Origin of the sequence: Janthinobacterium sp. GMG2 (assembly GCF_033949445.1) — a bacterium.
GTDB lineage: Bacteria > Pseudomonadota > Gammaproteobacteria > Burkholderiales > Burkholderiaceae_D > Janthinobacterium > Janthinobacterium aestuarii.
The window spans coordinates 563,705-587,888 of record NZ_JAXAWA010000001.1; the positions used below are offsets into that span (position 1 = coordinate 563,705).

28 protein-coding genes are annotated in these 24,184 nt (G+C 63.5%); 15 read left to right on the forward strand and 13 right to left on the reverse strand.

Annotation, left to right across the window (positions count from 1 at the left end; genetic code table 11):
• Nucleotides 1-7: 7 nt before the first annotated feature.
• From gmhB to miaB, 9 genes are all read right to left on the reverse strand, one after another.
• Entirely contained in the window at nucleotides 8-595 is a 588-nt protein-coding gene (gmhB, locus tag SKZ59_RS02520) for a D-glycero-beta-D-manno-heptose 1,7-bisphosphate 7-phosphatase (protein WP_058048328.1), read from the reverse strand.
• On the reverse strand, nucleotides 595-2,697 hold the full coding sequence (gene glyS, locus SKZ59_RS02525) for a glycine--tRNA ligase subunit beta (protein ID WP_319990727.1): 2,103 nt from the start codon (nucleotides 2,695-2,697) through the stop codon (nucleotides 595-597). Before glyS ends, gmhB begins: the two co-directional genes overlap by 1 nt.
• Before the next feature lie 37 nt (nucleotides 2,698-2,734).
• On the reverse strand, nucleotides 2,735-3,649 hold the full coding sequence (gene glyQ, locus SKZ59_RS02530; RefSeq protein ID WP_319990729.1) for a glycine--tRNA ligase subunit alpha: 915 nt from the start codon (nucleotides 3,647-3,649) through the stop codon (nucleotides 2,735-2,737).
• Nucleotides 3,650-3,796: 147 nt separating this feature from the next.
• Nucleotides 3,797-5,377: an apolipoprotein N-acyltransferase gene (lnt, locus tag SKZ59_RS02535; RefSeq protein ID WP_319990730.1), complete on the reverse strand. Its 1,581-nt coding sequence runs from the start codon at nucleotides 5,375-5,377 to the stop codon at nucleotides 3,797-3,799.
• 16 nt (nucleotides 5,378-5,393) lie between these two features.
• Entirely contained in the window at nucleotides 5,394-6,272 is an 879-nt protein-coding gene (locus SKZ59_RS02540) for an HlyC/CorC family transporter (RefSeq protein ID WP_034746750.1), read from the reverse strand.
• Nucleotides 6,273-6,389: 117 nt separating this feature from the next.
• A complete protein-coding gene (locus SKZ59_RS02545; protein ID WP_319990732.1) occupies nucleotides 6,390-6,812 on the reverse strand; it encodes a DUF4259 domain-containing protein in 423 nt (140 codons plus the stop codon).
• A 4-nt stretch (nucleotides 6,813-6,816) separates the two neighbouring features.
• Nucleotides 6,817-7,281, reverse strand: a complete 465-nt coding sequence (gene ybeY, locus SKZ59_RS02550; protein ID WP_319990733.1) for an rRNA maturation RNase YbeY — start codon at nucleotides 7,279-7,281, stop codon at nucleotides 6,817-6,819.
• On the reverse strand, nucleotides 7,265-8,329 hold the full coding sequence (locus SKZ59_RS02555) for a PhoH family protein (protein ID WP_319990734.1): 1,065 nt from the start codon (nucleotides 8,327-8,329) through the stop codon (nucleotides 7,265-7,267). The genes ybeY and SKZ59_RS02555 overlap by 17 nt, the downstream gene beginning before the upstream one ends.
• Nucleotides 8,326-9,693, reverse strand: coding sequence for a tRNA (N6-isopentenyl adenosine(37)-C2)-methylthiotransferase MiaB (gene miaB, locus SKZ59_RS02560; protein ID WP_319990735.1), 1,368 nt, complete (start codon nucleotides 9,691-9,693; stop codon nucleotides 8,326-8,328). Before miaB ends, SKZ59_RS02555 begins: the two co-directional genes overlap by 4 nt.
• Nucleotides 9,694-10,355: 662 nt before the next feature.
• Here miaB and SKZ59_RS02565 point away from each other — a divergent pair.
• Nucleotides 10,356-10,682 (forward strand): hypothetical protein, encoded by a 327-nt coding sequence (locus tag SKZ59_RS02565; protein ID WP_034746769.1) that lies wholly within the window; start codon nucleotides 10,356-10,358, stop codon nucleotides 10,680-10,682.
• Between the two features lie 152 nt (nucleotides 10,683-10,834).
• Here the strand turns inward: SKZ59_RS02565 and SKZ59_RS02570 are convergent, their stop codons facing one another.
• Together SKZ59_RS02570 and SKZ59_RS02575 are read right to left on the reverse strand one after the other, a co-directional pair.
• Entirely contained in the window at nucleotides 10,835-11,680 is an 846-nt protein-coding gene (locus SKZ59_RS02570; protein ID WP_070301229.1) for an HDOD domain-containing protein, read from the reverse strand.
• Nucleotides 11,677-12,015, reverse strand: a complete 339-nt coding sequence (locus tag SKZ59_RS02575) for a hypothetical protein (protein WP_257620210.1) — start codon at nucleotides 12,013-12,015, stop codon at nucleotides 11,677-11,679. The genes SKZ59_RS02570 and SKZ59_RS02575 overlap by 4 nt, the downstream gene beginning before the upstream one ends.
• Before the next feature lie 207 nt (nucleotides 12,016-12,222).
• Here SKZ59_RS02575 and SKZ59_RS02580 point away from each other — a divergent pair, with 207 nt between their 5' ends.
• The 4 genes from SKZ59_RS02580 to SKZ59_RS02595 are packed head-to-tail and all read left to right on the forward strand — an operon-like array spanning nucleotide 12,223 to nucleotide 14,966.
• Nucleotides 12,223-13,788 (forward strand): HAMP domain-containing sensor histidine kinase, encoded by a 1,566-nt coding sequence (locus SKZ59_RS02580; protein WP_319990737.1) that lies wholly within the window; start codon nucleotides 12,223-12,225, stop codon nucleotides 13,786-13,788.
• 13 nt (nucleotides 13,789-13,801) lie between these two features.
• Nucleotides 13,802-14,389 carry a DUF1697 domain-containing protein gene (locus SKZ59_RS02585; protein WP_319990738.1) on the forward strand — a complete coding sequence of 196 codons (588 nt, stop codon included), beginning with the start codon at nucleotides 13,802-13,804 and terminating at the stop codon, nucleotides 14,387-14,389.
• Nucleotides 14,389-14,790, forward strand: coding sequence for a DUF3224 domain-containing protein (locus SKZ59_RS02590; protein WP_219327893.1), 402 nt, complete (start codon nucleotides 14,389-14,391; stop codon nucleotides 14,788-14,790). Before SKZ59_RS02585 ends, SKZ59_RS02590 begins: the two co-directional genes overlap by 1 nt.
• Complete coding sequence (locus tag SKZ59_RS02595; protein ID WP_034746783.1) at nucleotides 14,787-14,966, forward strand: hypothetical protein; 180 nt, start codon at nucleotides 14,787-14,789, stop codon at nucleotides 14,964-14,966. The genes SKZ59_RS02590 and SKZ59_RS02595 overlap by 4 nt, the downstream gene beginning before the upstream one ends.
• Nucleotides 14,967-15,036: 70 nt before the next feature.
• Here SKZ59_RS02595 and SKZ59_RS02600 read toward each other — a convergent pair whose 3' ends face one another.
• The gene (locus SKZ59_RS02600) at nucleotides 15,037-15,444 is read right to left on the reverse strand and encodes a PEP-CTERM sorting domain-containing protein (RefSeq protein WP_319990740.1); all 408 of its coding nucleotides are present in this window, start codon (nucleotides 15,442-15,444) and stop codon (nucleotides 15,037-15,039) included.
• A 334-nt stretch (nucleotides 15,445-15,778) separates the two neighbouring features.
• Between SKZ59_RS02600 and SKZ59_RS02605 the strand changes: the two genes are divergently transcribed.
• Genes SKZ59_RS02605 through SKZ59_RS02620 form a run of 4 tightly spaced genes read left to right on the forward strand, consistent with a single transcriptional unit; the run spans nucleotide 15,779 to nucleotide 17,893 of the window.
• Nucleotides 15,779-16,132 (forward strand): ArsR/SmtB family transcription factor, encoded by a 354-nt coding sequence (locus tag SKZ59_RS02605; protein ID WP_034746789.1) that lies wholly within the window; start codon nucleotides 15,779-15,781, stop codon nucleotides 16,130-16,132.
• A gap of 7 nt (nucleotides 16,133-16,139) precedes the next feature.
• Nucleotides 16,140-16,565: a YeeE/YedE family protein gene (locus tag SKZ59_RS02610; RefSeq protein WP_319990741.1), complete on the forward strand. Its 426-nt coding sequence runs from the start codon at nucleotides 16,140-16,142 to the stop codon at nucleotides 16,563-16,565.
• Nucleotides 16,562-16,993: a YeeE/YedE family protein gene (locus SKZ59_RS02615; protein WP_319990742.1), complete on the forward strand. Its 432-nt coding sequence runs from the start codon at nucleotides 16,562-16,564 to the stop codon at nucleotides 16,991-16,993. The genes SKZ59_RS02610 and SKZ59_RS02615 overlap by 4 nt, the downstream gene beginning before the upstream one ends.
• A 42-nt stretch (nucleotides 16,994-17,035) precedes the next feature.
• A complete protein-coding gene (locus SKZ59_RS02620; RefSeq protein ID WP_319990743.1) occupies nucleotides 17,036-17,893 on the forward strand; it encodes a ChaN family lipoprotein in 858 nt (285 codons plus the stop codon).
• Nucleotides 17,894-17,896: 3 nt separating this feature from the next.
• Here SKZ59_RS02620 and SKZ59_RS02625 read toward each other — a convergent pair whose 3' ends face one another.
• Nucleotides 17,897-18,724, reverse strand: coding sequence for an IclR family transcriptional regulator C-terminal domain-containing protein (locus tag SKZ59_RS02625; RefSeq protein WP_080698413.1), 828 nt, complete (start codon nucleotides 18,722-18,724; stop codon nucleotides 17,897-17,899).
• A gap of 165 nt (nucleotides 18,725-18,889) precedes the next feature.
• Here SKZ59_RS02625 and SKZ59_RS02630 point away from each other — a divergent pair, with 165 nt between their 5' ends.
• From SKZ59_RS02630 to SKZ59_RS02655, 6 genes are all read left to right on the forward strand, one after another.
• On the forward strand, nucleotides 18,890-19,588 hold the full coding sequence (locus SKZ59_RS02630; protein ID WP_034746807.1) for a 3-oxoacid CoA-transferase subunit A: 699 nt from the start codon (nucleotides 18,890-18,892) through the stop codon (nucleotides 19,586-19,588).
• A gap of 10 nt (nucleotides 19,589-19,598) precedes the next feature.
• On the forward strand, nucleotides 19,599-20,240 hold the full coding sequence (locus tag SKZ59_RS02635; protein WP_319990744.1) for a 3-oxoacid CoA-transferase subunit B: 642 nt from the start codon (nucleotides 19,599-19,601) through the stop codon (nucleotides 20,238-20,240).
• Nucleotides 20,241-20,266: 26 nt separating this feature from the next.
• Nucleotides 20,267-21,469 carry a 3-oxoadipyl-CoA thiolase gene (pcaF, locus tag SKZ59_RS02640; RefSeq protein ID WP_319990745.1) on the forward strand — a complete coding sequence of 401 codons (1,203 nt, stop codon included), beginning with the start codon at nucleotides 20,267-20,269 and terminating at the stop codon, nucleotides 21,467-21,469.
• Nucleotides 21,470-21,622: 153 nt separating this feature from the next.
• Entirely contained in the window at nucleotides 21,623-22,918 is a 1,296-nt protein-coding gene (locus tag SKZ59_RS02645; protein ID WP_034747838.1) for an MFS family transporter, read from the forward strand.
• Nucleotides 22,919-22,994: 76 nt separating this feature from the next.
• Complete coding sequence (locus SKZ59_RS02650; protein ID WP_072455094.1) at nucleotides 22,995-23,690, forward strand: fumarylacetoacetate hydrolase family protein; 696 nt, start codon at nucleotides 22,995-22,997, stop codon at nucleotides 23,688-23,690.
• An 18-nt stretch (nucleotides 23,691-23,708) separates the two neighbouring features.
• Nucleotides 23,709-24,032, forward strand: coding sequence for a thioredoxin family protein (locus SKZ59_RS02655; protein ID WP_319990746.1), 324 nt, complete (start codon nucleotides 23,709-23,711; stop codon nucleotides 24,030-24,032).
• Nucleotides 24,033-24,184: the final 152 nt, after the last annotated feature.

The window sequence follows — 24,184 nt, forward strand, 5'->3', positions numbered from 1 at the left end:
CCGAAAATTAGATACTGAATGCTACGGTGGGCGCCGGTGCCGCTGGCGCCTTGAGCAGGTGGCTGACGACGGCGGCCAGGTCGGGGAAGACCTGGGTGCCGGGGGGCAGGCCACCCGTCTCGTTGGTTTTTTCGCCCTTGCCCGTCAATACCAGGTAGGGCACGCAGCCGCTGATGAAACCGGCCTGCAGGTCGCGCAGCGAATCGCCGACCGTGGGCACGCCTTTCAGGCTGGTGTTGTAGCGCTGCGAGATTTCATGGAACATGCCCGGTTTCGGCTTGCGGCAGTCGCAATTGTCCGCGCCCGCGTGCGGGCAAAAGAAGATGGCGTCGATATCGGCACCGACCTGCTGCGCCAGGGTGTGCATCTTCTGGTGGATCGCGTTCAGCACCGTCATGTCGAAGTATTCGCGCGCGATGCCCGACTGGTTCGAGGCGATCACCACGCGATAGCCAGCCTGGTTCAGGCGGGCGATCGCTTCGAGCGAGCCGGGGATCGGCAGCCATTCGGCCGGCGACTTGATGAAGTCCGGCGAGTCATGATTAATGACGCCGTCGCGGTCGAGAATAATCAGTTTCAGCGCCGGAGTACCCATTATGCCGCCAGCTTGGAGATGTCGGCCACGCGGTTCATCATGCCGTGCAGGGACGACAGCAAGGCCAGGCGGTTGTTGCGCAGGGCGACATCCTCGGCCATCACCATCACGTCATTGAAGAAGCCATCGACATCGTCGCGCAGCTGCGCCAGGGTTTGCAGGGTGCTGGTGAAGTCGCCCTTGGCAAAGGCCGCGTCGACTTCCGGCTGCACGCGCGAGACGGCGGCGGCCAGTTTTTTCTCCGCTTCGTCCTGCAGCAGCGCCACGTTGACGCCGCCGGCGGCGACCTGGCTCAGGGCTTCCTCGTTCTTTTTCAGGATGTTCGTGATGCGCTTGTTGGCAGCTGCCAGCGAGGCGCTTTCCGGCAGGGCGGCAAACGCCTGCACGGCTTCCAGGCGCTGCACGATGTCGTCCAGGCGGTCCGGATTCTGTGCCACGACGGCTTCGATTTCATTCGGCGAGAAGCCGCGCTCGCGCAGGATGCCGCGCAGGCGGTCCAGCATGAAGGTGGTGACGTCCGCGACCGGGTCCTTGAAGCCGGGCACCGCTGCGAACTGCGCTGCCGCATCCGCCAGCAAGCCCTGGATCGACAATGGCAAGCGTTTTTCCAGCAGCATGCGCAGCACGCCCAGCGCGTGGCGGCGCAGCGCGAACGGGTCCTTGTCGCCCGTCGGCGCCAGGCCGATGGCCCAGATGCCGACCAGGGTTTCCAGCTTGTCGGCCAGGGCCACGGCGGTGCCGGTGGCGGTGGACGGCAGGCTGTCGCCGGCAAAGCGCGGCTGGTAGTGTTCGGAGGCGGCCAAGGCCACTTCTTCCGGCTCGCCGTCATGGCGCGCGTAGTACGTGCCCATGATGCCTTGCAGTTCGGGGAATTCGCCCACCATGTCGGTCAGCAGATCGGCCTTGGCCAGCAGGGCGCCCCGTTCGGCCAGTGCCACGTCGTACTGCAGCTTGGCGGCGATGGCGCCGGCCAGCGACTTGACGCGCTCCGTGCGTGCCGCTTGCGTGCCCAGCTTGTTGTGGTAGACGACGTTGGCCAGCAGTGGCAGGCGCGATGCCAGGGTTTTCTTCTTGTCCTGCTCGAAGAAGAACTTGGCGTCGGACAGGCGCGGGCGCACGACGCGCTCGTTGCCGCCGATGATGTGCTCGGGCGTGTCCGTCTCGATGTTCGAGACGATCAGGAAGCGCGAGCGCAGCTTGCCTTCGCTGTCGGTCAGCGCGAAATACTTCTGGTTCGTCTGCATGGTGAGGATCAGGCATTCCTGCGGCACGGCCAGGAATTCTTCCTCGAAGTGGCATTCATACACGACCGGCCATTCGACCAGGGCGGTGACTTCGTCGAGCAGCGCTTCGGGCATCAGCACCTGGTCGGCGCCGGCCTTGTCCAGCAGCTGGGCGCGGATGCGCTCCTTGCGTTCTTCGTTGCTGGCGATGACGCTGGCGTTGAGGATCAGCGATGGCGCGTAGTTTTCCGCGTGCGCGATGGCGATCGGTTCGCCGTCGGTCAGGAAGCGGTGGCCCAGGGTGCTGCGGCCGGCCGTCAAGCCCAGCAGGGTCAGGGGCAGGATATTGATGCCGTGCAGAGCGATCAGGCTGTGGGCAGGGCGCACGAATTGCACGGTGGTGCCGTCCGGGCGCTGATAGCTCATCAGCTTTGGAATCGGCAGCTTGGCGGCCGATTCGGTCAACGCAGCTTGCGCGCCGGCGGCGAGCTGGCTGCCTGGCGCCGTGTAGGTGTAGAAGAAGCTTTCAGCCTTGCCGTCGGCGGCGCGTTCCAGCTCGGCCACCGTCAGGTCGGGGAAGCCCAGCGCGGCCAGTTTCTTGGCCAGCGGCGGCGTGCCGTTGCCGTTCGCGTCCAGCGCCACGGAGACGGGCAGGACTTTTTCGCGGATCGATTTATCGGGCGAGACTTCGCGCACGTTGGTGATGGAGACGGCCAGGCGGCGCGGCGAGGCGTAGCTGGTGGCGACGCTGCCGGCTTCGAGGAAGTCGCGCGCTTTCAGGCCGTTGACGATGCCGGCGGTGAAGGCGGCGCCCAGTTTGGCCAGCGCTTTCGGCGGCAGTTCTTCGGTCAGCAGTTCGATGAGCAGTGTTTGGTTCATGGTGTTCTTGTCAGGTACGGCGGTGTAGAGGCTCGAATTAGGCGGCGGCTTGGTCTGCGGCGGGCAGCATCGGGAAACCGAGGCGTTCGCGCGAGTCGTAATACGCTTGTGCCACCAGGCGCGACAGGGTGCGCACGCGGCCGATGTAGGCGGCGCGTTCCGTCACCGAGATGGCGCCACGCGCATCTAACATGTTGAAGCTGTGCGAGGCCTTCATGATCTTCTCGTAGGCGGGCAAGGTCAGTTGCAGCTCGATCAAACGCTTCGCTTCCGCTTCGTAGTTGCCGAACTGTTCGAACAGCAGGTCTGTATTCGCGTGCTCGAAGTTGTAGGTCGATTGCTCCACTTCGTTCTGGTGGAAGACGTCGCCGTAGGTCAGTTTTTTCGTAGTGCCGTTCTCTTCCCACTCCGTCCACACCAGGTCATACACGTTTTCCACGCCTTGCAGATACATGGCCAGGCGTTCGATGCCGTAGGTGATCTCGCCCAGCACGGGCTTGCAATCGAGGCCGCCCACTTGCTGGAAGTAGGTGAATTGCGTCACTTCCATGCCGTTCAGCCAGACTTCCCAGCCCAGGCCCCAGGCGCCCAGGGTCGGGCTTTCCCAGTCGTCTTCGACGAAGCGCACGTCATTCTGCTTCAAGTCCAGGCCCAGCGCGGCCAGCGAACCCAGATACAGGTCGAGGATGTTTTCCGGCGCCGGCTTCAACACCACCTGGTACTGGTAGTAATGCTGCATGCGGTTCGGGTTTTCGCCATAGCGGCCATCTTTCGGGCGGCGCGACGGCTGCACATACGCGGCGCGCCAAGGTTCCGGGCCGATCGCGCGCAGGAAGGTGCCGGTGTGGAAAGTGCCGGCGCCGACTTCCATGTCGTAAGGCTGGAGCAGGGCGCAACCTTGCTTGTCCCAATAGGTTTGCAAGGTCAGGATAATTTGTTGAAATGTGAGCATCGTATGAGTTCGCCGCGCGGGAGGCTGCGCTTTGTTAAGGTTTGCTTGAAGCCCGGACGCATGCTTGGCAGCGCGTCCGGGCCGGGTTTTTGCTAATTTTAGCGGTTTTTACGGGCCCACTGTGACTCTTCGGGCAATATCGGCCGCTTATTGCTGCGCGGCGCGGCCACGGCGGGCGGCGCGCGACAGCAGGAAGGCCGTCAGCAGGGCCAGCGCGGCCAGGGCCAGCACCAGTTTATTGCCGTACAGAATGTATGGCGTCATGCCGCCCATGCCTTGCACCTTGGCCGCCAGCGTGGCTTGCTGTTCCGGCGGCAGCAGGCTTTGCACGACGCCCTTGCCGTCGATGACGGCGGTGGCGCCCGTGTTCGTCGAGCGCAGCATGGGGCGGCCCGTTTCCAGGCTGCGCATCTGCGAAATCTGTAGATGCTGCGGGATGGCGATCGAGTCGCCAAACCAGGCCAGATTCGAGATATTGAGCAGCACGGATGCCGACTGCTTGCCATGGCGGTGGGCGCTGGCCAGCTGGCCGGCGATTTCTTCGCCAAACAAGTCTTCATAGCAGATATTCGGCAGCACCAGCTGGTCGCGCACGGGCAAAGGCGCTTGTACTTCCGCGCCGCGGCCCATGTCGCCCAGCGGGATGGCCATCATGGCGACAAACCAGTGCAGGCCGGGCGGCACGAATTCGCCGAATGGCACCAGATGGTGCTTGCGGTACTGGTAGTACGGTCCCGGCGTGCCGTTGGGCGTGATGCCCACGGCCGCATTGTAGAAGCGCTGCTGTTCGTCGAGCACGGGCATGCCGACCAAAATCGTGCTGCCCGTCTGCTGCGAATAAGTCGCCAGGCTATCCAGATAACCTGGCGGCAGCTGGTGCGGCAGCACGGTGACGGCCGTTTCCGGCGTGGCGATCAGGTCGGCCGGCGCGCTGGTGATGGCGCTCTGGTACATCTGCAGGGCGCCCAGCACGAAGCCGGGGTCGAATTTCTGCTGCTGCGGCACGTTCCCTTGCAGCAGGCGCACGGTGATCGGGCGTCCGACAGGGTGGGTCCAGTTCACGTACTGCAAGCCGATGCCGGCCGCGTACAGTGCGATGACGCCGCCCAGTGCAAACCAGCGCGTGCGGTGCGTCAGCAAGAGCAGGGCGCCGGCCGACAGCGCCGCCAGCCAGCCCAGGCCATACGAGCCGACGATGGGGGCAAAGCCGCCCAGCGGGCTGGTATTGTGGGCGTAGCCGGTGGCCAGCCACGGGAAACCCGTAAACAGCCAGCCGCGCGTCCATTCGAACAGGGTCCACGTGGCAGGCAATACCAGCAAGGTCATGGCGGGCAGGGACAGCACCCAGCGCTGGCGCAGCCAGGCGGCCGCGCCCATGGCCATGGCCACGTAAATGGCCATCAAGAGGGCCAGCAAGGCCACGGCGATGGCGGCGATCGGCGCTGCCATGTCGCCATAGCGGTGCATGGAAATATACAGCCAGTGCGTGCCGGCCGCGCACCAGCCGAAGCCGTAGGCCCAGCCGATCAGCGCGCCGGCCTTGACGTTCGATGCGCGCAGCACCTGGTAGAACAGCACGCCCAGGCTGAGGATTTGCAGCGGCCAGTAGCCGAACGGGGCGAACGCCAGCACGGCGACGGCGCCGGCGATGGCGGCAGTCAGCATGCGCGCCCACGTGCTGCGGGGCGGTTTGGCGGGGGCGTTGGGATCGACGCGTCTGAAACGCATTTACAGCACGCGCATGTCAGAGTTCCAGTTCCGGCACGTTGGGCAGGCGCTCGACGAGCAGCACGTGCACCTGGCGCGCATCGGCGCGCAGTACCTCGAAGCGCAGATTGCCCAGGTCGAAAATATCGCCCTTGTGCGCCATGCGGCCCAGGTACTTCGACACGAGGCCGCCGATGGTGTCGACGTCATCGTCCACCAGGTGGCTGCCCACTTCTTCGTTGAACTGTTCGATCTCGGTCAATGCCTTGACACGCCAGCGGGGGCCGAACTGGCCTTCCTTGAGCGAGAGGATATTGTCCTCGGCTTCGTCGAAGTCGTATTCGTCCTCGATGTCGCCGACGATCTGTTCCAGCACGTCTTCGATGGTGATCAGGCCGGCGACGCCGCTGTATTCATCGACGACGATGGCCATGTGATTGTGGTTGGCGCGGAAATCGCGCAGCAGCACATTCAGGCGTTTCGATTCGGGGATGAAGATGGCGGGGCGCAGCATGTCGCGCACGTCGAAAGTTTCTTCTGCGTAATAACGCAGCAAGTCTTTCGCCAGCAGGATGCCGATGACCTTGTCGCGCTCGCCTTCGATCGCGGGGAAGCGCGAGTGGGCGGTGGACAGGACTTCCGGCATCCATTCCTCGATCGGCTTGCTGATGTCGATGACATCCATTTGCGAACGGGGAATCATGATGTCGCGCGCGCAGAGATCCGATACCTGGAACACGCCTTCGATCATCGACAGGGCGTCGGCGTCGATCAGCTTGCGTTCATGCGCATCGTGTAGAACTTCGAGCAATTCTGCACGGTTCTCTGGCTCGGGGGAAATGAGTGCGGTCAGGCGTTCAAACAGTGACCGGTGGGGCTTGACGTCAGTTCTGACGCCACTAGGGTGCTCGGGCATAGGAGGCGTGAGCCGTTGTTGCGAAGGGATATAGGATACACCAAAAGTGGGGCCATACCGGATTTCCCCGCTTTTGATGCAAATTTAATACGTTGAAGTGCGCCGTTGCGCGATCTTTTACGCCGCTTCCGGGCCCAGCACGCGCGCGCGCAAGGCCGCCACGTCGGCCTGCCAGTCGGCGAAATGCTCGCTGTCCTGCCACAGCTGGCGCAGTTCCGACGCTTCGGCCGTGATGCGTTCGAAGGCCAGGCGCGCTTTTTCCAGCAGCGGCGGCGTGACTTTCTTCTTGCAGGCGGCCACCCATTCGTCTACTTCCGCGGTGGCCGGGTCATTTTCTCCCGGCTTGCCCAGCAGGCGCGCGATCACGTCCAGCGCGGCCAGCGCTTCGGCGGCGAACGGCGCCTCGAGTTCCGCTTCCTGGCTGTCGATGACGTTGTCGAGCGTCGCTTCGACCAGTTCCAGGGTTTTATATTCGTTCAAGTCCTGCGCCCAGTCCATGGCGTAGTCGTTGCCGAAGGCGTCGGTGGCCCAGGTTCCCATGCGCTTACTCCTTGTACGGGTCGGTAATGCCGAGTTTTGCGAGGATTTCCGTTTCCAGCCCCTCCATCTCGGTGGCTTCCTCGTCATCCATGTGGTCGTAGCCTTGCGCATGCAGCACGCCGTGGACGATCAAATGGGCCGTGTGCTCTTCCACGCTCTTCTTTTGTTCCGCCGCTTCCTTTTCCAGCACGTCCGTGCACAGGATGATGTCGGCGCGCGTCGGCTCGTCGTCGTTCAGTTCTTCGCCTTCGTTGTAGGCGAACGTCAGCACGTTGGTGGCATAGTCCTTTTCGCGGTAGTCGCGGTTCAGGGTGCGGCCTTCTTCCGCGTTGACGAAGCGAATCGTGAATTCGGCTGGCGCGAACAGGGCCGCCTTGACCCAGCGTCGTACTTTCGGGCGCGTGATCAGGGTTTCCAGGCGGGTGTCCGGGTATTGCACGGACAAGGACAGTTTATTTTTTTCGGACATTTTTGGCGACGGCTGGTTTCAATAAGGAGGGCAAGTGGGCGGCATCGGCATTGGCCGCCTGCGCCGTTTCATAGGCGTCGACGATGCGTGCCACCAGGGGATGGCGCACCACGTCGGTGCTGTTAAATTGCGTGAAGCCGATGCCGCGCACATCTTTCAACACGTGCACGGCGTCGATCAAGCCGCTCGTCTGGCTCTTGTGCAGGTCGACTTGCGTCACGTCGCCCGTCACCACGGCCTTGCTGCCAAAGCCGATGCGCGTCAAGAACATCTTCATCTGTTCAACGGTGGTGTTCTGCGCTTCATCGAGGATGACGAAGGCGTGGTTCAAGGTGCGTCCGCGCATATAGGCCAGCGGGGCGATCTCGATCACCTGTTTCTCGAACAGCTTCTGCGTGCGGTCAAAACCAAGCAAATCGTACAGCGCGTCGTACAGGGGACGCAAATACGGGTCGACCTTTTGCGCCAGGTCGCCCGGCAAGAAGCCCAGGCGCTCGCCCGCTTCGACGGCGGGGCGCGTCAAAATGATGCGCTTGACGGCGTCTCTTTCGAGCGCGTCGACGGCGCAGGCGACGGCCAGATAGGTTTTGCCCGTGCCGGCAGGACCGACGCCGAAGCTGATGTCGTGTTCGAGGATGTCGCGCAGGTAGGCGATCTGGTGCGGCGTGCGCCCGCGCAGGTCGGAGCGCCGCGTTTTCAGCACGGGGCTGGCGATGTCCGGCTCGACGAAGGTGCTGGCGGGCGCGTTGGCATGGTGTTCCGAAGCGGCGGACAGGCCCGCGCGCTGCTCCACCAGGGCCAGCTGCACTTCTTCGAGCGGCACGACCTTGTTGGCGATGGCGTAGAACTGCTCGAGGATTTCCACGGCGCGTTCGGCATTGCTGCCGCCGACGATGAATTTCTCGCCGCGGCGGAAGATCGTCACGTCGAGGGCGGCGGAAATCTGGCGCAGGTTTTCATCGAGCGGTCCGCACAGGTGCGCCAGGCGCGTGTTGTCCAGCGGCTCGGGGATGAAGTAATGCGGCTGTATCGGGGCTTTGGTTTTCAACTGGCTCTTTTCAATGCGGGTGCGCTGGCGACCAATTCGCCGCGCAGGGTGTAGGAATGGCTTTCGGTGATGCGCACGTCGACCAGTTGGCCGACCAGGTGCAAACCGTCCGGGCCGGCGTCGAAATTGACGACGCGGTTGTTCTCGGTGCGGCCTTGCAGCTCACTGTCATCGGTGTCCTTCTTCGAACGGCCTTCGACGAGGATGGTTTGCACCGTGCCCACCATGGCCAGGCTGTACTTGCGCGTGTTGGCGTCGATGGCCGCCTGCAGCTGCTGCAGCCGGGCCAGTTTCACCTCGTGCGGCGTGTCGTCTTCCAGGCTGGCGGCCGGCGTGCCGGGGCGCTTGCTGAAGATGAAGCTGTAGCTGTTGTCAAAGCCCACGTCCGCGATCAGCTTCATCATGGCGTCGAAGTCGGCCTGGGTCTCGCCAGGAAATCCCACGATGAAGTCGGATGAAATGGCCATGTTCGGTCGCACGGCGCGGATGCGGCGGATGATGGACTTGTATTCGAGGCCCGTGTAGCCGCGCTTCATGGCGCCGAGGATCTTGTCGGAGCCGTGCTGCGCCGGCAGATATAAATGGTCGACCAGTTGCGGGATCTTCGCGTAGGCGTCGATCAGGCGCTGCGTGAATTCCTTCGGGTGGCTGGTGACGAAGCGCATGCGTGCTATGCCGGGGATATCGGCCACGTATTCGAGCAGCAGGGCGAAGTCGGCGATCTCGCCGCCTTCCATCGCGCCCCGGTAGGCGTTCACGTTCTGGCCCAGCAGGGTGATTTCCTTGACGCCCTGGGCGGCCAGGCCCGCCACTTCCGTCAGCACGTCCTCGAAGCGGCGCGACACTTCCTCGCCGCGCGTGTAGGGCACGACGCAGTAGCTGCAGTATTTGCTGCAGCCTTCCATGATGGAGACGAACGCCGAAGCGCCTTCCACCTTGGCCGGCGGCATGTGGTCGAACTTTTCGATTTCCGGGAAGCTGATGTCCACTTGCGCATCGCCGCTGGCGCGGCGCAGTTCGATCATCTGCGGCAGGCGATGCAGGGTTTGCGGTCCGAAGACCATGTCGACATACGGCGCGCGCTTGACGATGGCGTCGCCTTCCTGCGACGCCACGCAGCCGCCCACGCCGATCAACAGGTGCGGCTTGGCCAGTTTCAGCTCGCGCAGGCGGCCCAGGTCGGAAAACACTTTTTCCTGCGCCTTTTCGCGCACGGAGCAGGTGTTGAGCAGGATCACATCGGCGTCTTCCGGCGTGTCCGTGCGCACCAGGCCATCGGAGGCGCCCAGCACGTCGGCCATCTTGTCCGAGTCGTACTCGTTCATCTGGCAGCCGAAGGTTTTAATGAATACTTTTTTCTGCATGGAGTCGGGCGCTTATCGGTAAATGTGGCGGCAAATAAGTGTGGCGGAAAATAAGCTGGGCAGGCGGCTTGCGCCGTGCGCCGCTCGGGGCGGGAGGCGGTGGATGACCGGCCGGGCGCCTCTGGCTGCCCGGTGGCAGGCTCGCTGCAAGTTCAGGCCATAGTTTAGCGTAAATCGCGGGCACGGGCCATGTCGTGCTGACCTTGCCGACAAGGTTGCCGCTTGTATATGCCGCCATGTGTCGTGATGCTCAAAAGCATTTATTGCCGTACGTCACCATTGATTTGTAACAAGTTGCTGCAAAGCCTTGTGTGCGCCCGCTGGCATCCTAATGTGTTGAAATAGCATCGTTGCCAAGCCAACCAGCAGCTTGATTGATATTTAACAATCAGGAAGTTTGCGCGAGGCGCAGATGCCGCGTGTTTGGGCTAGTATATTGTCTTATATGCAATTCATTTTGGTGGGTTGCAGTGCTGTTTACTCACGCGGCAAGTTGCGTACGTTGGCTGGGCGTGGCTGTGCGAGTCCTGTGCGGGCAGTGCGATAAGGAGGAAGGGCGGGGGAAGGCTGAATCAGTGGGCAAGACGTTTATTTAAACACTCTAAGCCAGCCTTAAGTTCGTATCGGCATTATTTTCTACATTCACCAGACGAGGAAAAATCATGGCACATCATGCATTAGCATCGCAAGAGAGTTACAACCCGAACCACCTGCTGGATATTCTGCTGAGCAAGATGCAGCTGAAGAACGATGCAGCCCTGTCGCGTCTGCTTGAAGTGGCGCCACCGGTCATCAGCAAGATCCGCCACCACCGCTTGCCGGTCGGCGCCTCGCTGCTGATCCGCATGCACGAAGTAACGGGCATGAGCATCCGCGACCTGCGCGACTTGATGGGCGACCGCCGCACCAAGTACCGTCTGTCCGACGCCCAGGGCCGTCCAAAAGCGGAAGACCGCGGCGATGCGCAAGAATCGAATTACGCGCACTGATGTGGCGGTTGTACGCTGACTGTGCCGCTTGCGTAGCTGCTGGCGGCAACAGGCTGGCGTGGACCGGGCAGCATGGACGTACCGTCATACCCCTAACGGCTTTCGCTTCGCAGCGAGGGCCGTTTGCGTTTGCGGCGTTGTGAGGACATTGCTTAGCTCAGCAGTGCCGAGGTGATTTCATCGTAGCGCAGCTCCGTTTCGCGGAACAGCTGCAGATACGCGTCTTCGCCCAGGCCCAGCGCATCCCAGGCCACCGGCGAGACGCGCGGCACCATGTCGTCGCCCGCCTGCGCCAGGTCGAGCGCGCAAACAACCGCATTGGCCACGTGGATCAGCGACGCGAGAAAGCCTGCCCCCGGCGTTTCCGGCTGCAGGTAGTTGCCCAGCGCCAGGCGCATGGTGTCGGAAAAATTCCAGTGTTCGGCCAGGGCCACGCCCGCCTGCACGTGGTCCACGCCGAGCACGGCCTGCTCCGCTTCGAGCAGGCTGCAATCGTGCGCGGCCTGGTGCGCGATGGCTTGCGCGTAGTGCGCGGGAAAGCTGCTGACCAGCACCAGGCGGCCGATGTTGTGCAGCAAGCCGGCCGTGAACGCGTAATCCTGGTTGAAACGGATCTGTCGCGCCAGCACCTTGGCGCAGGCGGCCGTCGCCACCGAATGACGCCAGAAGGCCTTGTCGTCGAAACCGGGGCAGCGTCCTTCCGGAAAGCAACCGGTGATGGCGGCCGACGTGATCAGGCTGCGCGTCGTCTGGAAGCCCAGGTAGGTGATCGCCTGCTGGATGGTGGTGGCCTTCACTTGCAAGCCATAGTGGGACGAGTTGGCCAGGCGCAGGGTTTTCGCCGTCAATGCCTGGTCGTACGACACTTTTTTGGCCAGCACGGAAATATCGACATCTTCCTGGTCGATGCTGTTGAGCAACTCCATGACGACGGCGGGCAAGGATGGCAAGTCATCGAGGTGGGCGACGATATCGTCGAGCGTCAGCTGCGTGCTCATGCGGACTCTCCCGTGCCCAGGCGGTACGCCGTGACATAGCTGCGCAGCAAGGTGGTGGCCGCGTCCAAGGGATCGTCGGGATCATGCTTGCGGAACAGGTAGGCCAGCCGTTCGCTGTCGGCCGCCTGCTGCGCGGCGATGGCTTCCGGAGTAGGGGGCGGCGCCTGGATCGGCAGCATGTCGATGTTGTGGCGGGGCATCAGGGCCAGCATGTTTTCCGTCAATACGGCGCCTTGCGGCAACAGCACTTGTCCATGCGCATCGAGCAAGACATCCGACAAGATCATGCCGGGACGAACTTGTTCCAGGGGTAGATGTTGATGCGTGACCGCCATGACGACTCCTTAGATGATTGCGGGATATTACCATTGCCATGCCGCAATGTCTCAACCTGCATCAAAGCCCCTATCGAAAGTGGAAATACTGTAAATCTTGCCAATAAGCATGTCATACCGTACATTTGATTCAGGCCCTTGTATTGCCGACGTATCTGCGCCCGCGCCGCGGGCCGGCGGCAGGCCTGGCCCGGGGAGTGTTGATTGATGGCGAGTATCCAAGTCCGGCTGACCCTGCTTTTTGTCGTGATCGTCACCTTGGTGCTGGGCATTTCCGGCAGCTATACCCAATATACACTGAGCCAAGAACTCGAATCGGGCAGCGCGCGCCTGCGCAGCGGCGTGCTGACGCGCTTGCAGACCAGCTTGCCTTCGGCCCTGTGGGACCTCGATAAATCCAAGGTCGACAGCATCGTCGCGGCTGAAATGCTGCCGCCGGAACTGGTCGGCATCCGCGTCTACGACGCCTCGGTCGGCCTGTTCGCGGGCGAAGTGCGCGACGCGGGCGGCACCCTGGTGCCTTTGAGCGCCGACGTGGCCATGGGCGGCACGCCTGTCGAGGCGCCGCTGGTGTTCCGCGACGCCGTGGCGGCGGCCACGGGCGGCAAGCCGGTGATCGTCGGCAAGGTCATCGTCAATTTCAGCCGCGCGCAGATCGATGCGGCCCTGCATGCCGAAGTGCGGCGCAAGGTGCTGGAAGTGTTGCTGCTTGACATCATCCTCGTGGGCGCCCTGGCGCTGAGCCTGCGCATCGTCTTCGAGCCACTGAAACAGTTGCGCGACGGCTTGTTCGACCTGGCCACGCGCGGCAGCGACGAGGTCGAAGAGCTGCCGGAAAACCGGCGCGACGAACTGGGCGACGTGATCCGCGGCTTCAATGCCGTGCAGCGCAAGCTCAAGTCCATCATCGAGGGCAGCCGCGAGGCGGAAGACATGGCGCGCCGTTCGCAGCAGGCAACGGCGCAGGCCATGGACGAGCTGCGCCGCACGCAGGAATCGTTGCTGCAATCGGAGCGCCTCGCTTCGCTGGGCAGCCTGGTGGCCGGCGTGGCGCATGAAATCAACACCCCGGTCGGCATCGCGCTGACCAGCGCCTCGGTGCTGAAGGAAGCCACCGATGACATCAGCGCGGCCGTGGCCGGCGGCAGCGTGAAGAAGACCGACATCGTGCGCTACCTGGAAACGGCCGGCGAAAGCGCGCGGCTGATCATGAACAATGCCTACCGCGCCGCGCACCTGATCCACAGCTTCAAGCAGATCGCCGTCGACCAGGTCAGCGAGGCGCGCCGTTTGTTCGAATTGCGCGACTATATCGGCGAGGTGATCTCGAGCCTGCAGCCGACCCTGAAAAAGACGCGCATCAGCATCGATATCGACTGCCCGCCCGACATCATGCTCGACAGCTATCCGGGCGCATTGGCGCAGGTGCTGACCAACCTGGTGTTGAACTGCGTCGAGCACGCGTTTGATGCGGACACGGCCGGCAACATCCATATCGGCGTGCACCGCGATGGCGACGCGATCGCCATGCAGGTGCGCGACAACGGCCGCGGCATCGCACCCGACATGCTCGACCGCGTGTTCGATCCGTTTGTCACCACGCGGCGCGGGCAGGGCGGTACGGGACTGGGCTTGAATATCGTGTTCAACTTGATTGCCAAGCAGTTTGGCGGCACCATCACGGTCAGCAGCACCTTGGGGCAGGGTGCGACGTTCCTGCTGCGCCTGCCCACGGTGACGCCGTTGCCGGAAAGCACCAACAGCCAGGCATAGGCAAGGAGACAGCATGGCACAGATAGAAAACAGTCAGCAAGTGGCGCTATTGCGCGGGATTAATGTGGGCCGCGCCAAGCGCGTGGCCATGGCCGACCTGCGCAAGCTGCTGGGCGACCTGGGTTTTGCGCAGGTGCGCACCGTGCTCAACAGCGGAAACGTCGTGTATGACGGGGGCAAGGTAGCGCCGGCCGAGGCCGCTGCCCGCATCGAGGAAGCGCTGGTGCTGAAACTGGGCGTGGCGGCCAGGGTGACGGTGCTGTCGGCCAGCCAGTTTGCCGAACTGGTCGAACAAAACACCCTGGCGCCGGCGGCCGATGCGGCCCGTCTGCTGACCCTGGTGCTGAACAATCCGGCCGACGTCCAGCGCCTGGCGCCGCTCGTGCAGCAGTCGTGGCAGCCCGAAGCGCTGGCGTTGGGGCGCTGGGCCGCATATGCGTGGTGTCCCGATGGCGTGCTGGCCAGCAAGGTGGTGGCGGCGCTGGGCGTGCTGCTGGGCGACGGCGTCACCTCGCGCAACTGGGCCACCATGCAAAAACTGCATGCGCTGCTGAGCGAACCCGATGCGCCAGCCACATCTTCATTTTCCAAGGAGCACTGATGCCTTCCATTACCGGTACCTTCGACGTCACCATCACCCCGGAAACCTTGTCGGACACGGCCGCGCAATCGGGACTGGGACGCTTGTCGCTCGACAAGCGCTACCACGGCGCGCTCGAGGCCAGCGCGCAGGGCGAGATGCTGAGCGCGCGCGCCAGCGTGAGCGGCTCGGCAGGCTATGTGGCGCTGGAACGGGTGGAGGGTACTCTGGACGGACGCCGCGGCAGTTTTTATTTGCAGCACAGCGGCACGATGACGCGCGGCGCGCCCGCCTTGTCGGTGACGGTGGTGCCCGATACGGGGACGGAGCAGTTGCAAGGACTCATGGGCAGCCTGGCCATCCGCATCGAGGACGGCAAGCATTATTATGATTTCACGTATGACATTGTTGAGACGCAATGAACTGGGATATCGTCAAGGGTGTCCTGATTGTCCTCGTCGCCATCAGCGTGGTGGTGACGGCCTTCGTGCTCATTTCCGCCTCGGGCCCGGACAAGGCGGGCTGCATCGCGCGCGCCCTGAAGTCGGGTATTCCCGTGGGAAATATCGAACGGGTCTGCCGCCTGCTCGACAAATGATGGCGCCATAACAAAACATTCCGCACCAGGCGGAATGTTCTTCAGCAGCGCCTTGCCAGTGCAGGCGCCGTCAGTTATCGAATTTTTCCTGTTTTTCGCCGTGCAGGCTCAAGGCCACCAGGCCCAATCCCACCAGCAACATCGAGTACATGCTCGCTTCAGGCACGGGGGCCGGCACGTTGGTTTGCTGTGCGGGTGCGGCCGTCATGGGCCTCGGTGGCGCCAGGGCCACATGGCGCGCGCCACTGGTGCTCCAGTGCGGTGCCGCCGTCGCGCTGCTGCTGGCCAGCAGGCGTGCATACGGCAAGTCCGGCGTTTCCCAGCCGGGATTATTATTCAAGCTGATGCTTTCATCGATCATCACGCGTTCGCCGGCTTCGTGCAGCTTGCCAGCTGTCGTGTCGCTGATTGCCGCCATGCTCCATGTGCTGGCCGACAGCGCCAGCAAGGCCATGCATAGCGACTGATAGATTCTCATCGTGCTCTCCCTGTTGTTCACCGCGCGGCGCAGCCGAAACCGGCTAGCGCATGGACGGACAATTCGCCTGTACGGGGGCGTATCATGGTTTTTCTGCTGTTCTCCCATTACAGCATAGATCGTGACAATTTTGATACGCTTATTTCCTCTTTATTACGAATATTTGTCATTTTGATAGCGTAAACGTGATCGCTGCCGCACACTTTGCATAAGCACGCTATCGACGAAAAAACACTGTTGTTTTTTTGTGCGAATCGTCAGCACGAAAACAATATATTGATTAGTATATTGTTTATCGCACGCTATTCAACATGACCGCCTGTGGGAGGGCAAGATGGAGACAGTCGCAACACAACACGCCGAATACAACCTCGACGCCATGCGTGGCTCGGCCTACAAGGCCAGCTCGCTGCTCAAGGCCATGGGCAATGCCGACCGGTTGATGCTGCTGTGCCAGCTGTCGCAGGGCGAGCATTGCGTCAGTGACCTCGAGCAAAAAGTAGGCATCGGCCAGCCGACCCTGTCGCAGCAGCTGGGCGTGCTGCGCGAAGAGATGCTGGTGGCCACGCGGCGCGATGGCAAGCAGATTTATTACCGCGTCGCCAGCGCGCCCGTGCTGGCCGTGCTGCAAGTGCTGTACGCGCAATTTTGCGCGCCGCGCGCCCCGTTCAACGACGAAGCGGACTGACCCCGCCATGACCATAGCCTGGCAGCACTTCACGCCGTGGGCCTCGCTGGCCGGCGGCATGCTGATCGGCCTGGCGGCTGCGCTATTGATCCTGTTCAATGGCCGCATCGCCGGCATCAGCGGCATTGTCGGCGGCTTGCTGCGCCCGCGCAGCGGCGACCTGGGCTGGCGTATCGCCTTTCTTGCCGGCCTGATCGGCACGCCCTTGCTGTACCAGCTGTGGCAAGCCTTGCCGCCCGTACAGATCGACGCGGGCACGCCGGCCCTGATCGTGGCGGGCCTGCTGGTGGGCGTCGGTGTGCGCTATGGCGCCGGCTGCACCAGCGGCCACGGCGTGTGCGGCCTGTCGCGCCTGTCCCCGCGCTCGCTGGCGGCCACTTGCGCTTTCATGGCGGCCGGCTTCCTCACCGTCTATCTGTTGCGCCACCTATGAACAAACTGATTCTTTCCCTGTTAAGCGGCCTCGTCTTTGGCCTGGGCCTGATCGTCTCCGGCATGTCCAATCCAGCCAAGGTGCTCGCTTTCCTCGACCTGGCCGGAGCCTGGGATCCGTCGCTGGCGCTGGTGATGGGCGGCGCCATCGGCGTGGCCTTGCCCGCCTTCTGGCTGGCGCGGCGGCGCACCAGGTCGCTGCTGGGCGAAGCCATGCAGTTGCCGACATCGCGGCGCATCGACCGGCGCTTGCTGCTGGGCAGCCTGGCCTTTGGCGCGGGCTGGGGCATCGCCGGTTTCTGTCCCGGTCCCGCCCTCGTGTCGCTGCTGGCGGGCCAGCCGAAGGCGTGGATGTTTGCCGGCGCCATGCTGGCAGGCATGGCCGTGTTTGAAGTGCTGGAGCGCCGCAAGCTGCCTGCGCCGGCCTGAGACGGTACAATCTGGCGCATCGCCACTTTGGATACCGCTTACATGACCACCGTGATTTTCCGTGCCGGCGCGCGCGCCGCCCTGCTGTGCAGCGTGCTGGCGCTGGCCGCCTGCGGCAGCCTGCTGAAGAAGGAAGCGCCGCCCGCTCCCATGCCTGTGGCTGACGCCTTACCCAATCCGCAAGTGCTGCTGCTTGGTGAAGTCCCTGACAATGCGCAAGGCCAGCGCCTGCGGGTCGAGGAATTGCGCCGCCGTCTGGCGGCCGGCTGGCGTCCCGTGATCGTCATGGAGCAGTTCGACCGCGAAAACCAGGCCTTGCTGACGCGCGCCGCGCGCGAATGCGCCGACCCCGATTGCATCATCCGCGTGATGGAACAGCCACGCTGGGACTGGAGCGTGTACCGGCCCGTGCTGGACCTCGTCATCAGCTACCAGCTGACCCTGGTTGCCGGCAATTTGTCGCCGGCCGATGCCTCGCGCATCGTGCGCGACGGCATCCAGTGGTCGATGCCGCCCGCCATGGTGGCCACGTACCTGGCCGCGCCCGTGCCGGCCGATATCCTGGAAGGGCAAAAGAAGGAAGTCCAGGCGGCCCGCTGCAATATGCTGCCCGACATGATGGTGGGCGGCGTCGTCAACGCGCAAGTGGCGCGCGATATCTGGATGGCCAAGCTGATCCGCGACCAGGCGCCGCGCGACGTGGTGCTGATCGCCGGCAATGAACATGTGCGCAAGGATATCGGCGTGCCCCGCTGGCTGAAGCTGGCCGACCCGCAACTGAACGTGCGCAGCATCGGCTACCTGGAGCAGGGGACCACCGGCTACAAGGGCACGTTCGACCTGACGCAAACAATGCCGGCGCAGCCGCGCCCGGATCCTTGCGCCAAATTTAAAAAGTAAACGCTACTGCTGCACCCGCACCAGAGCGCTGACCCGGCTTGCCGTATCGAGCAGTTTCGGCAAGCTGTGTTCCAGCAGATGCGCCACGGACGGCCCCGCCGTCTGGCCGCTCACGTTGATCGCCGCCACCACCTTGCCGGCCCGGTCAAACACGGGCGCGGCCAGGGCGATCAAGCCCTGTTCCAGCTCTTCCTGTACCAGGCACCAGCCCTGGCGCCGCACTTGCGCAATCTCTTCCATCAAGACGTCGATATCGACCTTGGTCGCCGGCGTGATTTTCAGCAGCGCCATCTTCGACAGCCGTTCGCGCAGCACGTCCGGCGTCAGGCCCGATAGCAACACTCTGCCCATCGAGGTGCAGTAGGCGGGCAGGCGGCTGCCGATGCCCAGGTTGATCGACATGGTGCGATGCGCGGACAGGCGCACGACATACACGATGTCGTCGCCGTCGAGCACTGTGGCCGAGCACGACTGGCGCAAGGTCTGCATCAATTCTTCCAGCAGCGGCTGCGCCTGCGTCCACACGGGCAGTGACGACAGGTAGGCGTAGCCGAGGTCGAGTACCTTCGGCGTCAAACGGAACAGCCGCCCATCCGCTTCCACATAACCGAGATGCAGCAAGGTGTGCAGGATGCGCCGCGCGCCGGCGCGCGTCAGCTGCGCCCGTTCCGCCACTTCGCTCAAGGTCTGCTGCGGCGCGTCCGCGCCAAAGCTGCGCAGCACGGCCAGGCCCCGCGCGAACGATTGCACATAGCTGTCGCCGGGGCGGGGCGCGCCGTCGGCATCAGGGATTTCTTCGGCGGGAACGGAGGTGCTGCTGCGTGCGGTCATGGCAATTCCAATTGGTCAAGGTGGCAATTATAGCCATGGCGCTGGCGAAAACGCCAAATTGACAAGCGCCCCGATCAGGCATATTCTCACGAATAAGTTCTAAATACGAATATTTGTTCGTTATGCGAACAAATGGCCGATGGGTTTGATTGGGAGGAGACCGCAATGATCGACAAACTGCGTTCCAGCGTGCTTGATGCGCTGGCCGATATCCACGATGGCGCCACCGTCATGATTGGCGGCTTTGGCGGCGCGGGCCAGCCGGCCGAGCTGATCGACGGCTTGATCGCCCAGGGCGCGCGCGACCTCGTCATCGTCAACAACAATGCGGGCAATGGCGACACGGGCCTGGCGGCCCTGCTGAAAAACGGGCAAGTGCGCAAGATCATCTGTTCGTTCCCGCGCCAGGCCGATTCCCACGTGTTCGACGCGCTGTACCGCGCGGGCAAGCTGGAACTGGAACTGGTGCCGCAGGGGAACCTGGCCGAGCGCATCCGCGCCGCCGGCGCCGGCATCGGCGGCTTTTTCACGCCTACCGGTTATGGCACGGACTTGGCCAAGGGCAAGGAAACGCGCGAGATCGATGGCCGCATGTATGTGTTCGAGTCGCCGATCCACGCCGATTTCGCGCTGATCAAGGCGGAGCAGGGCGACCGCTGGGGCAACCTGACTTACCGCAAGACGGCGCGCAACTTCGGCCCGATCATGGCCATGGCCGCCAAGGTTAGCATTGCTTCCGTGCACGAGGTGCTTGACTTGGGCAGCATCGACCCCGAGCACGTCATCACGCCGGGCCTGTTCGTGCAGCGCATCGTGCAAGTGCCGCGCACTGCCACCGGCCCCGCCGGCTTCAAAGCAGCCTGAGGAGTATCAAATGAACAAATGGAATCGAGACCAGATGGCGGCCCGTGTGGCGGCCGACATCCATGAAGGCAGTGTCGTCAACCTCGGTATCGGCTTGCCGACCCTGGTGGCGAACCACTTGCCGGCTGGCGCGGACATCATCCTGCACAGCGAAAACGGCGTGATTGGCATGGGCCCCGCACCGGCGCCCGGCGAGGAAGACTACGACCTGATCAACGCGGGCAAGCAGCCCGTCACCCTGCTGCCCGGTGGCAGCTATTTTCACCATGCCGACAGCTTCGCCATGATGCGTGGCGGCCACCTCGACATCTGCGTGCTGGGCGCGTTTCAAGTGTCCGCCACGGGCGATCTGGCCAACTGGCACACGGGCGCGCCGGACGCCATCCCCGCCGTGGGCGGGGCCATGGACCTGGCCATCGGCGCGAAAAAAACCTGGGTCATGATGGAATTGCTAACCAAGACCGGTGAAAGCAAGCTGGTGCAGGCCTGCACCTATCCGCTCACCGGTATCGGCTGCGTCAGCCGCATCTACAGCGACCTGGCCGTGCTCGATTTGTCGTCCGCCGGCGCCACGGTCGTCGAACTGGTCGATGGCTTGAGTTTTGAACAGCTGCAAGCGTTGACGGCCGTGTCGCTGACGGACGGACGTTAATTCAACACTTTCTTGGAGGAGAGAACATGCACCACGCTTTTATCTGTGACGCCCAGCGTACGCCATTCGGCCGCTATGGCGGTGGCCTGTCCGGCGTGCGCGCCGACGACCTGGGCGCCGTGCCCATCCGTGCCTTGATGGCCCGTAACCCGGACGTGGACTGGACTGCCGTCACCGACGTGCTGTACGGCTGCGCCAACCAGGCGGGCGAGGACAACCGCAACGTGGCGCGCATGGCCGCCCTGCTGGCGGGATTGCCCGACAGCGTGCCGGGCGCCACCCTGAACCGCCTGTGCGGCTCGGGCCTGGACGCCATCGGCAGCGCCGCCCGCTTCATCAAGAGCGGCGAAGCGGGATTGATGATCGCCGGCGGCGTGGAAAGCATGAGCCGCGCGCCATTCGTCATGGGCAAGGCCGACAGCGCTTTTTCGCGCGGCATGAAAATGGAAGACACGACCATCGGCTGGCGCTTCATCAACCCCTTGATGAAGGCGCGGTACGGCGTCGATTCGATGCCGGAAACGGCGGAAAACGTGGCCAGCGACTTCGGCATCAGCCGCGCGGACCAGGATGCGTTCGCCCTGGCCAGCCAGGTCAAGGCGCTGGCGGCGCAGCAGGCGGGCGTGTTCGACAGTGAAATCTGCCCCGTCAGCATCGCGCAAAAGAAGGGCGAGCCCATCATTGTCAGCCGCGACGAGCATCCGCGTGCCACCACCCTGGATACCTTGGCCAAATTGAAACCCGTTGTGCGCGCCGATGGCACGATTACGGCCGGCAACGCGTCCGGCGTCAACGATGGCGCGGCGGCCCTGCTGCTGGCCGACGAGGCGAACGCGGCCCGCTTTGGCCTGACGCCGCGCGCCCGGGTCGTGGCCATGGCGACGGCCGGCGTGGCGCCGCGCATCATGGGCATCGGTCCCGCGCCCGCCACCCTGAAAGTGCTGGCCATGACGGGTTTGACCCTGGCCGACTTCGACGTCATCGAACTGAACGAAGCGTTTGCCGCGCAGGGCCTGGCCGTGCTGCGCCAGCTGGGCTTGCCTGACGACGACGCGCGCGTCAATCCGAACGGCGGCGCGATCGCCCTGGGCCACCCGCTGGGTGCCTCCGGCGCGCGCCTGGCCATGACGGCCGTCAACCAGCTGCACCGCACGGGCGGCCGCTATGCGCTTTGCACCATGTGCATCGGCGTGGGCCAAGGTATTGCGCTGGTGCTGGAACGGGTCTGATTCCACACGCCCGCAGGCGAAAAATAGTTGCCGGCGCTACGTATTAACCCGTATGCCGGGCGGCTTTTTGACTCTGATCAAGGGCGTATGATGCAAAACCAGTCCGGGCAACCGGGCTGGCGTTGGCTTTTTCACACGAACAAAAAGACTGATATGACATCCCACGATACTCCGCATGACGTTGCGCAGCTGACTTCCCAGCAGCGCATCAAGGCCATCATTGGCGCTTCCTCCGGTAACCTGGTCGAATGGTTCGACTTCTACATTTACTCGTTCTGCGCGCTGTACTTCTCGCACGCCTTCTTCCCCTCCGGTAACCCGACGACGCAGCTGCTGCAGACGGCCGGCATCTTCGCCGCCGGCTTCCTCATGCGTCCCGTGGGCGGCTGGCTGTTCGGCCGCATCGCCGACAAATACGGCCGCCGCCAGTCGATGATGATTTCCGTGCTGATGATGTGCGGCGGCTCGTTGATGATCGCCGTCATGCCGACCTATGACACCATCGGCGCCTTCGCGCCGTTCCTGCTGCTCGTGGCGCGTCTGTTCCAGGGCCTGTCCGTGGGCGGCGAATACGGCACCAGCGCCACCTACATGAGCGAAGTGTCGGAGTCGGGCAAGCGCGGCTTCTTCGCCTCGTTCCAGTACGTGACCCTGATCGGCGGCCAATTGCTGGCCTTGCTGGTGCTGGTGGTCTTGCAGCAACTGTTGACCCTGGAAGAGCTGCGTGCCTGGGGCTGGCGCATCCCGTTCGTCTTCGGCGCCCTGGCGGCTCTCGTGTCGCTGAACCTGCGTAAATCCCTGACGGAAACGACCACCGCCAGCGAGCGCAAGGACAAGGATGCGGGCAGCTTGCGCGGCTTGCTCAAGCACAAGCGCGCCTTCATCACGGTGCTCGGCTTTACGGCCGGCGGCTCGCTCGTGTTCTACACGTTTACCACCTACATGCAGAAATACCTGGTCAACACGGCCGGCATGGATACCAAGACGGCCAGCGCCGTCATGACCTGCGCTCTGCTCGTCTACATGATTCTGCAACCGGTATTCGGCGCCCTGTCCGACCGCATCGGCCGCCGTACCTCGATGCTGTTCTTCGGCGGCCTGGCCACCCTGTGCGTGCTGCCCATCATGCATGCCTTGAAAGACATCACCAGCCCGTACGCGGCGTTTGGCCTGATCATCATCGCCTTGGCCATCATCAGCTTCTATACGTCGATCAGCGGCTTGATCAAGGCGGAAATGTTCCCCGTCGAAGTGCGCGCGCTGGGCGTGGGCCTGTCGTATGCGGTCGCCAACGCCATGTTCGGCGGTTCGGCCGAATACGTGGCGCTGCAGTTCAAGGCCTGGCACGTGGAAGAGTATTTCTATTGGTACGTGACCGTCATGTGCCTGATTTCCTTCATCGTCGCCATCCGCATGCCGGACCCGAGCCGCTCGGGACTGCTGAAGTAAGCTTGTCGTAAAATGGGGGACACTGCGGTGTCCCTTTTTCATCACCGCTTTTTTATCGTGCCGATCAGGAGTTTTCATGTCGTATGTCATTCCCGCACCGATCCAGCCCAGCGTTCCCGTCACGGGCAGCGCCGACAGCTTTCCCGTCCATCGCATCTATTGCGTGGGCCGCAACTACGTCGACCACGCCAAGGAAATGGGCCACACGGGCCGCGAGGCGCCGTTTTTCTTCATGAAACCAAACGATGCCGTGCTGCCCGTGCCTGCCGGCACGACGGGCGAACTGCCGTATCCGGCGCAGACGCAGGATTTCCAGCACGAGATGGAACTGGTGGTGGCCATCGGCAAGGGCGGCAGCGACATCGGCGTGGCCGATGCGCTGAGCCATGTGTGGGGTTATGCGATCGGCCTGGACATGACGCGCCGCGACGTGCAGGGCGCCGCGAAAAAACTGGGCCGTCCATGGGACACGGGCAAGGCCTTCGAGCACTCGGCGCCCATCGGCCCCATCACCCCGGCCGCGCAGGCGGGTGACATTGGCCATGCCGCCATCACCCTGCACGTGAACGGCGAGCTGCGCCAGGCGAGCACCATCGACATGCTGATCTGGAACGTGGCTGAAACCATCGCCGACCTGTCGACCTATTTCACTTTGCAGCCGGGCGACCTGATCTACACGGGTACGCCGGCCGGCGTGGCGGCCGTGCAGCGCGGCGACGAGCTGGTGGGCGCCATCGATGGCCTGGGCACCTTGCGCGTGAAAGTGGTCTAAGTTCTCAAGGAGACGCACATGATGAACGACACGTATTCCGTAACACAACCCACGCGCGCCGAGATCGACGCCTTGACCGGGCCGGCCCTGCTGGAATTCGGCACGGGCTGGTGCGGTCACTGCCGCGCCACCCAGGCGCCGCTGGCCGCCGCGTTTGCGCAGCACCCTGGCGTGCCGCATATCCGCGTGGAAGACGGCCCCGGCCGCGTCCTGGGGCGTTCGTTCAAGGTGAAGCTGTGGCCGACCTTGATTTTCCTCAAGGATGGCCAGGAAGTGGCCCGCCTCGTGCGCCCGCTCGACAGTGCGGACATCTCCAGGGCGTTTGCCCTGATTGCGGCATAACTTGGGGTCAGACCCGCCGGGTCTGACCCCGGCAGTTGTCCACAACTTCTTGCCGCACCGCACCACTGCGCGTATCATAAGCCGCTTACAGCAAGATCAACCGCATCCTGAGTGATGCAGCGCGATGATCGCCGGCCCGCTCCACCCGGAGG